The 14,999-nt window shown below is 48.6% G+C and carries 8 rRNA genes; all 8 read left to right on the forward strand.

The features are described from left to right. Positions 1–808, forward strand: a 16S ribosomal RNA gene (locus ACU5DF_RS22875); the annotation flags it as partial. Between the two features lie 329 nt (positions 809–1,137). Further along, positions 1,138–4,028, forward strand: a 23S ribosomal RNA gene (locus tag ACU5DF_RS22880). A gap of 136 nt (positions 4,029–4,164) precedes the next feature. Further along, a 5S ribosomal RNA gene (gene rrf / locus ACU5DF_RS22885) occupies positions 4,165–4,280 on the forward strand. 401 nt (positions 4,281–4,681) lie between these two features. Further along, a 16S ribosomal RNA gene (locus tag ACU5DF_RS22890) occupies positions 4,682–6,224 on the forward strand. Positions 6,225–6,553: 329 nt separating this feature from the next. Next, positions 6,554–9,445: ribosomal RNA gene (locus tag ACU5DF_RS22895) — 23S ribosomal RNA — on the forward strand. A 136-nt stretch (positions 9,446–9,581) separates the two neighbouring features. Further along, positions 9,582–9,697 (forward strand): 5S ribosomal RNA (gene rrf, locus ACU5DF_RS22900). 401 nt (positions 9,698–10,098) lie between these two features. Continuing rightward, positions 10,099–11,642 (forward strand): 16S ribosomal RNA (locus ACU5DF_RS22905). 329 nt (positions 11,643–11,971) lie between these two features. Next, positions 11,972–14,864: ribosomal RNA gene (locus tag ACU5DF_RS22910) — 23S ribosomal RNA — on the forward strand. Positions 14,865–14,999 lie beyond the last annotated feature (135 nt).

Consider the following 14,999-nt stretch of genomic DNA (forward strand, 5'->3'; position numbering starts at 1 on the left):
CCCCTGGACAGACACTGACACTCAGATGCGAAAGCGTGGGGAGCAAACAGGATTAGATACCCTGGTAGTCCACGCCGTAAACGATGTCTACTTGGAGGTTGTGGCCTTGAGCCGTGGCTTTCGGAGCTAACGCGTTAAGTAGACCGCCTGGGGAGTACGGTCGCAAGATTAAAACTCAAATGAATTGACGGGGGCCCGCACAAGCGGTGGAGCATGTGGTTTAATTCGATGCAACGCGAAGAACCTTACCTACTCTTGACATCCAGAGAATTCGCTAGAGATAGCTTAGTGCCTTCGGGAACTCTGAGACAGGTGCTGCATGGCTGTCGTCAGCTCGTGTTGTGAAATGTTGGGTTAAGTCCCGCAACGAGCGCAACCCTTATCCTTGTTTGCCAGCACGTAATGGTGGGAACTCCAGGGAGACTGCCGGTGATAAACCGGAGGAAGGTGGGGACGACGTCAAGTCATCATGGCCCTTACGAGTAGGGCTACACACGTGCTACAATGGCGCATACAGAGGGCTGCAAGCTAGCGATAGTGAGCGAATCCCAAAAAGTGCGTCGTAGTCCGGATCGGAGTCTGCAACTCGACTCCGTGAAGTCGGAATCGCTAGTAATCGTGAATCAGAATGTCACGGTGAATACGTTCCCGGGCCTTGTACACACCGCCCGTCACACCATGGGAGTGGGCTGCAAAAGAAGTGGGTAGTTTAACCTTCGGGAGGACGCTCACCACTTTGTGGTTCATGACTGGGGTGAAGTCGTAACAAGGTAGCCCTAGGGGAACCTGGGGCTGGATCACCTCCTTAAACGATAGATTACGATTTATGAGTGTTCACACAGATTGATTAGGTTTTAATAAGTTGAAGTGACAGAGCTTTAATTAATGATTTCGATTATTGATTAAAGCTTTTTGCTTTAAGCTCTTTAACAATTTGGAAAGCTGACTGATTTAAATAACTTACGAGTTATTCAAATCAAAATTTAAAAGTTCTTAATATCTTTTGTTTATCTTAGATAAACAAATTAAAAACACATTCAAGTGTTCTTGTATTTTGAATCCGGCGAAAAACCAGAACTCGCAATGACGAGTTCAACCTTGGTTGTTTATGCCATACGAAACCTCTTGGGGTTGTATGGTTAAGTGACTAAGCGTACACGGTGGATGCCTTGGCAGTCAGAGGCGATGAAAGACGTATTAACTTGCGATAAGCCCAGATTAGGTAGTAAAAACCTTTTGAGTCTGGGATTTCTGAATGGGGAAACCCACTAGCATAAGCTAGTATCGCTGCGTGAATACATAGCGCAGCGAAGCAAACCGGGAGAACTGAAACATCTAAGTACCCCGAGGAAGAGAAATCAACCGAGATCCCGAAAGTAGCGGCGAGCGAAATTGGGTTAGCCCTTAAGCTTTTAATGAGACAGGTGAAGCCTCTGGAAAGTGGCGCGATACAAGGTGATAGCCCTGTAACCGACATCTCATCATCAGTGAAAACGAGTAAGGCGGGACACGTGATATCCTGTCTGAATATGGGGGGACCATCCTCCAAGGCTAAATACTACTGACTGACCGATAGTGAACCAGTACCGTGAGGGAAAGGCGAAAAGAACCCCTGTGAGGGGAGTGAAATAGAACCTGAAACCGTGTACGTACAAGCAGTAGGAGCATACTTGTTATGTGACTGCGTACCTTTTGTATAATGGGTCAGCGACTTATATTCAGTGGCAAGGTTAACCGTTTAGGGGAGCCGTAGGGAAACCGAGTCTTAACTGGGCGTTCAGTCTCTGGATATAGACCCGAAACCAAGTGATCTAGCCATGGGCAGGTTGAAGATTGAGTAACATCAATTGGAGGACCGAACCGACTAATGTTGAAAAATTAGCGGATGACTTGTGGCTAGGGGTGAAAGGCCAATCAAACTTGGAGATAGCTGGTTCTCCCCGAAATCTATTTAGGTAGAGCCTCGGACGAATACTACTGGGGGTAGAGCACTGTTAAGGCTAGGGGGTCATCCCGACTTACCAACCCTTTGCAAACTCCGAATACCAGTAAGTACTATCCGGGAGACACACGGCGGGTGCTAACGTCCGTCGTGGAGAGGGAAACAACCCAGACCGCCAGCTAAGGTCCCAAAGTTATAGCTAAGTGGGAAACGATGTGGGAAGGCTCAGACAGCCAGGATGTTGGCTTAGAAGCAGCCATCATTTAAAGAAAGCGTAATAGCTCACTGGTCGAGTCGGCCTGCGCGGAAGATGTAACGGGGCTAAGCTATACACCGAAGCTGCGGCAATGCAATTTATTGTGTTGGGTAGGGGAGCGTTCTGTAAGCCGTCGAAGGTGTGCTGTAAGGCATGCTGGAGGTATCAGAAGTGCGAATGCTGACATGAGTAACGATAAAGGGGGTGAAAAACCCCCTCGCCGGAAGACCAAGGGTTCCTGTCCAACGTTAATCGGGGCAGGGTAAGTCGACCCCTAAGGCGAGGCTGAAAAGCGTAGTCGATGGGAAACGGGTTAATATTCCCGTACTTCTTATAATTGCGATGGGGGGACGGAGAAGGCTAGGTGGGCTTGGCGACGGTCGTCCAAGTTCAAGTGCGTAGGCTAAGAGTTTAGGTAAATCCGGACTCTTGTTAGGCTGAGACACGATGTCGAGCATCTACGGATGTGAAGCCATTGATGCCATGCTTCCAGGAAAAGCCTCTAAGCTTCAGATTATAAGAAATCGTACCCCAAACCGACACAGGTGGTCGAGTAGAGAATACTAAGGCGCTTGAGAGAACTCGGGTGAAGGAACTAGGCAAAATGGTACCGTAACTTCGGGAGAAGGTACGCTCCTAGCGGTGATGAGACTTGCTCTCTAAGCTGCCGGGAGTCGCAGATACCAGGTGGCTGCAACTGTTTATTAAAAACATAGCACTGTGCTAAATCGTAAGATGACGTATACGGTGTGACGCCTGCCCGGTGCTTGAAGGTTAATTGATGGGGTTAGACTTCGGTCGAAGCTCTTGATCGAAGCCCAAGTAAACGGCGGCCGTAACTATAACGGTCCTAAGGTAGCGAAATTCCTTGTCGGGTAAGTTCCGACCTGCACGAATGGCGTAATGATGGCCACGCTGTCTCCACCCGAGACTCAGTGAAATTGAAATCGCTGTGAAGATGCAGTGTACCCGCGGCTAGACGGAAAGACCCCGTGAACCTTTACTACAGCTTGGCACTGAACATTGACCCTACATGTGTAGGATAGGTGGGAGCCTTTGAAACCAGTACGCTAGTATTGGTGGAGGCAATCTTGAAATACCACCCTTGTATGCTTGATGTTCTAACGTTGGCCCCTTATCGGGGTTGCGGACAGTGCCTGGTGGGTAGTTTGACTGGGGCGGTCTCCTCCCAAAGAGTAACGGAGGAGCACGAAGGTGGGCTAAACACGGTTGGACATCGTGTGGTTAGTGCAATGGCATAAGCCCGCTTGACTGCGAGAATGACAATTCGAGCAGGTACGAAAGTAGGTCATAGTGATCCGGTGGTTCTGAATGGAAGGGCCATCGCTCAACGGATAAAAGGTACTCCGGGGATAACAGGCTGATACCGCCCAAGAGTTCATATCGACGGCGGTGTTTGGCACCTCGATGTCGGCTCATCACATCCTGGGGCTGAAGTCGGTCCCAAGGGTATGGCTGTTCGCCATTTAAAGTGGTACGCGAGCTGGGTTTAGAACGTCGTGAGACAGTTCGGTCCCTATCTGCCGTGGGCGTTGGATGATTGAAAGGGGCTGCTCCTAGTACGAGAGGACCGGAGTGGACGAACCTCTGGTGTTCGGGTTGTTACGCCAGTAGCATTGCCCGGTAGCTAAGTTCGGGATCGATAAACGCTGAAAGCATCTAAGCGTGAAGCGAGCCTTGAGATGAGTCATCCCTGATACTATACGTATCCTAAAGGGTTGTTGGAGACTACGACGTAGATAGGCAGGGTGTGTAAGTGCTGCGAGGCATTGAGCTAACCTGTACTAATTGCCCGTGAGGCTTAACCATACAACACCCAAGGGGTTTTGAACGGATTTAAAGTTGCAAGAAACAGATTGAATGTGATTAAGAACAACTCTTTATATAGAGAAACGGCTTTCCAGATTATTATTTATCTCTTAGTGAGGTAGATAGAAAGAATTTGCTTGGCGACCATAGCGTTATGGACCCACCTGATCCCATGCCGAACTCAGAAGTGAAACGTAATAGCGCCGATGGTAGTGTGGGGTTTCCCCATGTGAGAGTAGGACATCGCCAGGCTTGAATTTGAATAAGTGCCCGTTCAATAGAACGGGCTTTTATTTCGCTCCCAGATTGTCACTGTGAGCCAAGTCAACATAACGTTTTTAAGTCTTTCATAAATAAATGAAAAAGTTGAAAATATTATCTTGACTTTCAAATCAGAAAGCGTATTATACGCAGCCTGAAGCGACGAAGCGGTAACGCTAAGTGGTTGAAAGACAAGCTCTTTAACAATTTAACCAAATCAATCTGTGTGGGCACTTGTGAGTTGATAATCACTAGTTTGCTTTTACTTTTCGAAGTGAATTCAAACAAAAATAATCAATGAACTGAGTGACTACACAAAATTACTTTTATGTAAGAAATCAGTATTAATCATTGAGCCGGTTTTGTTTCTGCTGAAACAAACCAAAAAACTTTAATTGAAGAGTTTGATCATGGCTCAGATTGAACGCTGGCGGCAGGCCTAACACATGCAAGTCGAGCGGTAACAGAAATTAGCTTGCTAATTTGCTGACGAGCGGCGGACGGGTGAGTAATGCCTGGGAATATGCCTTAGTGTGGGGGATAACTATTGGAAACGATAGCTAATACCGCATAATGTCTTCGGACCAAAGAGGGGGATCTTCGGACCTCTCGCGCTAAGATTAGCCCAGGTGAGATTAGCTTGTTGGTGAGGTAAGAGCTCACCAAGGCGACGATCTCTAGCTGGTCTGAGAGGATGATCAGCCACACTGGAACTGAGACACGGTCCAGACTCCTACGGGAGGCAGCAGTGGGGAATATTGCACAATGGGCGAAAGCCTGATGCAGCCATGCCGCGTGTATGAAGAAGGCCTTCGGGTTGTAAAGTACTTTCAGTCGTGAGGAAGGGTGTGTAGTTAATAGCTGCACATCTTGACGTTAGCGACAGAAGAAGCACCGGCTAACTCCGTGCCAGCAGCCGCGGTAATACGGAGGGTGCGAGCGTTAATCGGAATTACTGGGCGTAAAGCGCATGCAGGTGGTTTGTTAAGTCAGATGTGAAAGCCCGGGGCTCAACCTCGGAACCGCATTTGAAACTGGCAAACTAGAGTGCTGTAGAGGGGGGTAGAATTTCAGGTGTAGCGGTGAAATGCGTAGAGATCTGAAGGAATACCAGTGGCGAAGGCGGCCCCCTGGACAGACACTGACACTCAGATGCGAAAGCGTGGGGAGCAAACAGGATTAGATACCCTGGTAGTCCACGCCGTAAACGATGTCTACTTGGAGGTTGTGGCCTTGAGCCGTGGCTTTCGGAGCTAACGCGTTAAGTAGACCGCCTGGGGAGTACGGTCGCAAGATTAAAACTCAAATGAATTGACGGGGGCCCGCACAAGCGGTGGAGCATGTGGTTTAATTCGATGCAACGCGAAGAACCTTACCTACTCTTGACATCCAGAGAATTCGCTAGAGATAGCTTAGTGCCTTCGGGAACTCTGAGACAGGTGCTGCATGGCTGTCGTCAGCTCGTGTTGTGAAATGTTGGGTTAAGTCCCGCAACGAGCGCAACCCTTATCCTTGTTTGCCAGCACGTAATGGTGGGAACTCCAGGGAGACTGCCGGTGATAAACCGGAGGAAGGTGGGGACGACGTCAAGTCATCATGGCCCTTACGAGTAGGGCTACACACGTGCTACAATGGCGCATACAGAGGGCTGCAAGCTAGCGATAGTGAGCGAATCCCAAAAAGTGCGTCGTAGTCCGGATCGGAGTCTGCAACTCGACTCCGTGAAGTCGGAATCGCTAGTAATCGTGAATCAGAATGTCACGGTGAATACGTTCCCGGGCCTTGTACACACCGCCCGTCACACCATGGGAGTGGGCTGCAAAAGAAGTGGGTAGTTTAACCTTCGGGAGGACGCTCACCACTTTGTGGTTCATGACTGGGGTGAAGTCGTAACAAGGTAGCCCTAGGGGAACCTGGGGCTGGATCACCTCCTTAAACGATAGATTACGATTTATGAGTGTTCACACAGATTGATTAGGTTTTAATAAGTTGAAGTGACAGAGCTTTAATTAATGATTTCGATTATTGATTAAAGCTTTTTGCTTTAAGCTCTTTAACAATTTGGAAAGCTGACTGATTTAAATAACTTACGAGTTATTCAAATCAAAATTTAAAAGTTCTTAATATCTTTTGTTTATCTTAGATAAACAAATTAAAAACACATTCAAGTGTTCTTGTATTTTGAATCCGGCGAAAAACCAGAACTCGCAATGACGAGTTCAACCTTGGTTGTTTATGCCATACGAAACCTCTTGGGGTTGTATGGTTAAGTGACTAAGCGTACACGGTGGATGCCTTGGCAGTCAGAGGCGATGAAAGACGTATTAACTTGCGATAAGCCCAGATTAGGTAGTAAAAACCTTTTGAGTCTGGGATTTCTGAATGGGGAAACCCACTAGCATAAGCTAGTATCGCTGCGTGAATACATAGCGCAGCGAAGCAAACCGGGAGAACTGAAACATCTAAGTACCCCGAGGAAGAGAAATCAACCGAGATCCCGAAAGTAGCGGCGAGCGAAATTGGGTTAGCCCTTAAGCTTTTAATGAGACAGGTGAAGCCTCTGGAAAGTGGCGCGATACAAGGTGATAGCCCTGTAACCGACATCTCATCATCAGTGAAAACGAGTAAGGCGGGACACGTGATATCCTGTCTGAATATGGGGGGACCATCCTCCAAGGCTAAATACTACTGACTGACCGATAGTGAACCAGTACCGTGAGGGAAAGGCGAAAAGAACCCCTGTGAGGGGAGTGAAATAGAACCTGAAACCGTGTACGTACAAGCAGTAGGAGCATACTTGTTATGTGACTGCGTACCTTTTGTATAATGGGTCAGCGACTTATATTCAGTGGCAAGGTTAACCGTTTAGGGGAGCCGTAGGGAAACCGAGTCTTAACTGGGCGTTCAGTCTCTGGATATAGACCCGAAACCAAGTGATCTAGCCATGGGCAGGTTGAAGATTGAGTAACATCAATTGGAGGACCGAACCGACTAATGTTGAAAAATTAGCGGATGACTTGTGGCTAGGGGTGAAAGGCCAATCAAACTTGGAGATAGCTGGTTCTCCCCGAAATCTATTTAGGTAGAGCCTCGGACGAATACTACTGGGGGTAGAGCACTGTTAAGGCTAGGGGGTCATCCCGACTTACCAACCCTTTGCAAACTCCGAATACCAGTAAGTACTATCCGGGAGACACACGGCGGGTGCTAACGTCCGTCGTGGAGAGGGAAACAACCCAGACCGCCAGCTAAGGTCCCAAAGTTATAGCTAAGTGGGAAACGATGTGGGAAGGCTCAGACAGCCAGGATGTTGGCTTAGAAGCAGCCATCATTTAAAGAAAGCGTAATAGCTCACTGGTCGAGTCGGCCTGCGCGGAAGATGTAACGGGGCTAAGCTATACACCGAAGCTGCGGCAATGCAATTTATTGTGTTGGGTAGGGGAGCGTTCTGTAAGCCGTCGAAGGTGTGCTGTAAGGCATGCTGGAGGTATCAGAAGTGCGAATGCTGACATGAGTAACGATAAAGGGGGTGAAAAACCCCCTCGCCGGAAGACCAAGGGTTCCTGTCCAACGTTAATCGGGGCAGGGTAAGTCGACCCCTAAGGCGAGGCTGAAAAGCGTAGTCGATGGGAAACGGGTTAATATTCCCGTACTTCTTATAATTGCGATGGGGGGACGGAGAAGGCTAGGTGGGCTTGGCGACGGTCGTCCAAAGTTCAAGTGCGTAGGCTAAGAGTTTAGGTAAATCCGGACTCTTGTTAGGCTGAGACACGATGTCGAGCATCTACGGATGTGAAGCCATTGATGCCATGCTTCCAGGAAAAGCCTCTAAGCTTCAGATTATAAGAAATCGTACCCCAAACCGACACAGGTGGTCGAGTAGAGAATACTAAGGCGCTTGAGAGAACTCGGGTGAAGGAACTAGGCAAAATGGTACCGTAACTTCGGGAGAAGGTACGCTCCTAGCGGTGATGAGACTTGCTCTCTAAGCTGCCGGGAGTCGCAGATACCAGGTGGCTGCAACTGTTTATTAAAAACATAGCACTGTGCTAAATCGTAAGATGACGTATACGGTGTGACGCCTGCCCGGTGCTTGAAGGTTAATTGATGGGGTTAGACTTCGGTCGAAGCTCTTGATCGAAGCCCAAGTAAACGGCGGCCGTAACTATAACGGTCCTAAGGTAGCGAAATTCCTTGTCGGGTAAGTTCCGACCTGCACGAATGGCGTAATGATGGCCACGCTGTCTCCACCCGAGACTCAGTGAAATTGAAATCGCTGTGAAGATGCAGTGTACCCGCGGCTAGACGGAAAGACCCCGTGAACCTTTACTACAGCTTGGCACTGAACATTGACCCTACATGTGTAGGATAGGTGGGAGCCTTTGAAACCAGTACGCTAGTATTGGTGGAGGCAATCTTGAAATACCACCCTTGTATGCTTGATGTTCTAACGTTGGCCCCTTATCGGGGTTGCGGACAGTGCCTGGTGGGTAGTTTGACTGGGGCGGTCTCCTCCCAAAGAGTAACGGAGGAGCACGAAGGTGGGCTAAACACGGTTGGACATCGTGTGGTTAGTGCAATGGCATAAGCCCGCTTGACTGCGAGAATGACAATTCGAGCAGGTACGAAAGTAGGTCATAGTGATCCGGTGGTTCTGAATGGAAGGGCCATCGCTCAACGGATAAAAGGTACTCCGGGGATAACAGGCTGATACCGCCCAAGAGTTCATATCGACGGCGGTGTTTGGCACCTCGATGTCGGCTCATCACATCCTGGGGCTGAAGTCGGTCCCAAGGGTATGGCTGTTCGCCATTTAAAGTGGTACGCGAGCTGGGTTTAGAACGTCGTGAGACAGTTCGGTCCCTATCTGCCGTGGGCGTTGGATGATTGAAAGGGGCTGCTCCTAGTACGAGAGGACCGGAGTGGACGAACCTCTGGTGTTCGGGTTGTTACGCCAGTAGCATTGCCCGGTAGCTAAGTTCGGGATCGATAAACGCTGAAAGCATCTAAGCGTGAAGCGAGCCTTGAGATGAGTCATCCCTGATACTATACGTATCCTAAAGGGTTGTTGGAGACTACGACGTAGATAGGCAGGGTGTGTAAGTGCTGCGAGGCATTGAGCTAACCTGTACTAATTGCCCGTGAGGCTTAACCATACAACACCCAAGGGGTTTTGAACGGATTTAAAGTTGCAAGAAACAGATTGAATGTGATTAAGAACAACTCTTTATATAGAGAAACGGCTTTCCAGATTATTATTTATCTCTTAGTGAGGTAGATAGAAAGAATTTGCTTGGCGACCATAGCGTTATGGACCCACCTGATCCCATGCCGAACTCAGAAGTGAAACGTAATAGCGCCGATGGTAGTGTGGGGTTTCCCCATGTGAGAGTAGGACATCGCCAGGCTTGAATTTGAATAAGTGCCCGTTCAATAGAACGGGCTTTTATTTCGCTCCCAGATTGTCACTGTGAGCCAAGTCAACATAACGTTTTTAAGTCTTTCATAAATAAATGAAAAAGTTGAAAATATTATCTTGACTTTCAAATCAGAAAGCGTATTATACGCAGCCTGAAGCGACGAAGCGGTAACGCTAAGTGGTTGAAAGACAAGCTCTTTAACAATTTAACCAAATCAATCTGTGTGGGCACTTGTGAGTTGATAATCACTAGTTTGCTTTTACTTTTCGAAGTGAATTCAAACAAAAATAATCAATGAACTGAGTGACTACACAAAATTACTTTTATGTAAGAAATCAGTATTAATCATTGAGCCGGTTTTGTTTCTGCTGAAACAAACCAAAAAACTTTAATTGAAGAGTTTGATCATGGCTCAGATTGAACGCTGGCGGCAGGCCTAACACATGCAAGTCGAGCGGTAACAGAAATTAGCTTGCTAATTTGCTGACGAGCGGCGGACGGGTGAGTAATGCCTGGGAATATGCCTTAGTGTGGGGGATAACTATTGGAAACGATAGCTAATACCGCATAATGTCTTCGGACCAAAGAGGGGGATCTTCGGACCTCTCGCGCTAAGATTAGCCCAGGTGAGATTAGCTTGTTGGTGAGGTAAGAGCTCACCAAGGCGACGATCTCTAGCTGGTCTGAGAGGATGATCAGCCACACTGGAACTGAGACACGGTCCAGACTCCTACGGGAGGCAGCAGTGGGGAATATTGCACAATGGGCGAAAGCCTGATGCAGCCATGCCGCGTGTATGAAGAAGGCCTTCGGGTTGTAAAGTACTTTCAGTCGTGAGGAAGGGTGTGTAGTTAATAGCTGCACATCTTGACGTTAGCGACAGAAGAAGCACCGGCTAACTCCGTGCCAGCAGCCGCGGTAATACGGAGGGTGCGAGCGTTAATCGGAATTACTGGGCGTAAAGCGCATGCAGGTGGTTTGTTAAGTCAGATGTGAAAGCCCGGGGCTCAACCTCGGAACCGCATTTGAAACTGGCAAACTAGAGTGCTGTAGAGGGGGGTAGAATTTCAGGTGTAGCGGTGAAATGCGTAGAGATCTGAAGGAATACCAGTGGCGAAGGCGGCCCCCTGGACAGACACTGACACTCAGATGCGAAAGCGTGGGGAGCAAACAGGATTAGATACCCTGGTAGTCCACGCCGTAAACGATGTCTACTTGGAGGTTGTGGCCTTGAGCCGTGGCTTTCGGAGCTAACGCGTTAAGTAGACCGCCTGGGGAGTACGGTCGCAAGATTAAAACTCAAATGAATTGACGGGGGCCCGCACAAGCGGTGGAGCATGTGGTTTAATTCGATGCAACGCGAAGAACCTTACCTACTCTTGACATCCAGAGAATTCGCTAGAGATAGCTTAGTGCCTTCGGGAACTCTGAGACAGGTGCTGCATGGCTGTCGTCAGCTCGTGTTGTGAAATGTTGGGTTAAGTCCCGCAACGAGCGCAACCCTTATCCTTGTTTGCCAGCACGTAATGGTGGGAACTCCAGGGAGACTGCCGGTGATAAACCGGAGGAAGGTGGGGACGACGTCAAGTCATCATGGCCCTTACGAGTAGGGCTACACACGTGCTACAATGGCGCATACAGAGGGCTGCAAGCTAGCGATAGTGAGCGAATCCCAAAAAGTGCGTCGTAGTCCGGATCGGAGTCTGCAACTCGACTCCGTGAAGTCGGAATCGCTAGTAATCGTGAATCAGAATGTCACGGTGAATACGTTCCCGGGCCTTGTACACACCGCCCCGTCACACCATGGGAGTGGGCTGCAAAAGAAGTGGGTAGTTTAACCTTCGGGAGGACGCTCACCACTTTGTGGTTCATGACTGGGGTGAAGTCGTAACAAGGTAGCCCTAGGGGAACCTGGGGCTGGATCACCTCCTTAAACGATAGATTACGATTTATGAGTGTTCACACAGATTGATTAGGTTTTAATAAGTTGAAGTGACAGAGCTTTAATTAATGATTTCGATTATTGATTAAAGCTTTTTGCTTTAAGCTCTTTAACAATTTGGAAAGCTGACTGATTTAAATAACTTACGAGTTATTCAAATCAAAATTTAAAAGTTCTTAATATCTTTTGTTTATCTTAGATAAACAAATTAAAAACACATTCAAGTGTTCTTGTATTTTGAATCCGGCGAAAAACCAGAACTCGCAATGACGAGTTCAACCTTGGTTGTTTATGCCATACGAAACCTCTTGGGGTTGTATGGTTAAGTGACTAAGCGTACACGGTGGATGCCTTGGCAGTCAGAGGCGATGAAAGACGTATTAACTTGCGATAAGCCCAGATTAGGTAGTAAAAACCTTTTGAGTCTGGGATTTCTGAATGGGGAAACCCACTAGCATAAGCTAGTATCGCTGCGTGAATACATAGCGCAGCGAAGCAAACCGGGAGAACTGAAACATCTAAGTACCCCGAGGAAGAGAAATCAACCGAGATCCCGAAAGTAGCGGCGAGCGAAATTGGGTTAGCCCTTAAGCTTTTAATGAGACAGGTGAAGCCTCTGGAAAGTGGCGCGATACAAGGTGATAGCCCTGTAACCGACATCTCATCATCAGTGAAAACGAGTAAGGCGGGACACGTGATATCCTGTCTGAATATGGGGGGACCATCCTCCAAGGCTAAATACTACTGACTGACCGATAGTGAACCAGTACCGTGAGGGAAAGGCGAAAAGAACCCCTGTGAGGGGAGTGAAATAGAACCTGAAACCGTGTACGTACAAGCAGTAGGAGCATACTTGTTATGTGACTGCGTACCTTTTGTATAATGGGTCAGCGACTTATATTCAGTGGCAAGGTTAACCGTTTAGGGGAGCCGTAGGGAAACCGAGTCTTAACTGGGCGTTCAGTCTCTGGATATAGACCCGAAACCAAGTGATCTAGCCATGGGCAGGTTGAAGATTGAGTAACATCAATTGGAGGACCGAACCGACTAATGTTGAAAAATTAGCGGATGACTTGTGGCTAGGGGTGAAAGGCCAATCAAACTTGGAGATAGCTGGTTCTCCCCGAAATCTATTTAGGTAGAGCCTCGGACGAATACTACTGGGGGTAGAGCACTGTTAAGGCTAGGGGGTCATCCCGACTTACCAACCCTTTGCAAACTCCGAATACCAGTAAGTACTATCCGGGAGACACACGGCGGGTGCTAACGTCCGTCGTGGAGAGGGAAACAACCCAGACCGCCAGCTAAGGTCCCAAAGTTATAGCTAAGTGGGAAACGATGTGGGAAGGCTCAGACAGCCAGGATGTTGGCTTAGAAGCAGCCATCATTTAAAGAAAGCGTAATAGCTCACTGGTCGAGTCGGCCTGCGCGGAAGATGTAACGGGGCTAAGCTATACACCGAAGCTGCGGCAATGCAATTTATTGTGTTGGGTAGGGGAGCGTTCTGTAAGCCGTCGAAGGTGTGCTGTAAGGCATGCTGGAGGTATCAGAAGTGCGAATGCTGACATGAGTAACGATAAAGGGGGTGAAAAACCCCCTCGCCGGAAGACCAAGGGTTCCTGTCCAACGTTAATCGGGGCAGGGTAAGTCGACCCCTAAGGCGAGGCTGAAAAGCGTAGTCGATGGGAAACGGGTTAATATTCCCGTACTTCTTATAATTGCGATGGGGGGACGGAGAAGGCTAGGTGGGCTTGGCGACGGTCGTCCAAGTTCAAGTGCGTAGGCTAAGAGTTTAGGTAAATCCGGACTCTTGTTAGGCTGAGACACGATGTCGAGCATCTACGGATGTGAAGCCATTGATGCCATGCTTCCAGGAAAAGCCTCTAAGCTTCAGATTATAAGAAATCGTACCCCAAACCGACACAGGTGGTCGAGTAGAGAATACTAAGGCGCTTGAGAGAACTCGGGTGAAGGAACTAGGCAAAATGGTACCGTAACTTCGGGAGAAGGTACGCTCCTAGCGGTGATGAGACTTGCTCTCTAAGCTGCCGGGAGTCGCAGATACCAGGTGGCTGCAACTGTTTATTAAAAACATAGCACTGTGCTAAATCGTAAGATGACGTATACGGTGTGACGCCTGCCCGGTGCTTGAAGGTTAATTGATGGGGTTAGACTTCGGTCGAAGCTCTTGATCGAAGCCCAAGTAAACGGCGGCCGTAACTATAACGGTCCTAAGGTAGCGAAATTCCTTGTCGGGTAAGTTCCGACCTGCACGAATGGCGTAATGATGGCCACGCTGTCTCCACCCGAGACTCAGTGAAATTGAAATCGCTGTGAAGATGCAGTGTACCCCGCGGCTAGACGGAAAGACCCCGTGAACCTTTACTACAGCTTGGCACTGAACATTGACCCTACATGTGTAGGATAGGTGGGAGCCTTTGAAACCAGTACGCTAGTATTGGTGGAGGCAATCTTGAAATACCACCCTTGTATGCTTGATGTTCTAACGTTGGCCCCTTATCGGGGTTGCGGACAGTGCCTGGTGGGTAGTTTGACTGGGGCGGTCTCCTCCCAAAGAGTAACGGAGGAGCACGAAGGTGGGCTAAACACGGTTGGACATCGTGTGGTTAGTGCAATGGCATAAGCCCGCTTGACTGCGAGAATGACAATTCGAGCAGGTACGAAAGTAGGTCATAGTGATCCGGTGGTTCTGAATGGAAGGGCCATCGCTCAACGGATAAAAGGTACTCCGGGGATAACAGGCTGATACCGCCCAAGAGTTCATATCGACGGCGGTGTTTGGCACCTCGATGTCGGCTCATCACATCCTGGGGCTGAAGTCGGTCCCAACGGGTATGGCTGTTCGCCATTTAAAGTGGTACGCGAGCTGGGTTTAGAACGTCGTGAGACAGTTCGGTCCCTATCTGCCGTGGGCGTTGGATGATTGAAAGGGGCTGCTCCTAGTACGAGAGGACCGGAGTGGACGAACCTCTGGTGTTCGGGTTGTTACGCCAGTAGCATTGCCCGGTAGCTAAGTTCGGGATCGATAAACGCTGAAAGCATCTAAGCGTGAAGCGAGCCTTGAGATGAGTCATCCCTGATACTATACGTATCCTAAAGGGTTGTTGGAGACTACGACGTAGATAGGCAGGGTGTGTAAGTGCTGCGAGGCATTGAGCTAACCTGTACTAATTGCCCGTGAGGCTTAACCATACAACACCCAAGGGGTTTTGAACGGATTTAAAGTTGCAAGAAACAGATTGAATGTGATTAAGAACAACTCTTTATATAGAGAAACGGCTTTCCAGATTATTATTTATCTCTTAGTGAGGTAGATAGAAAGAATTT

This window comes from Aliivibrio wodanis, assembly GCF_052920805.1.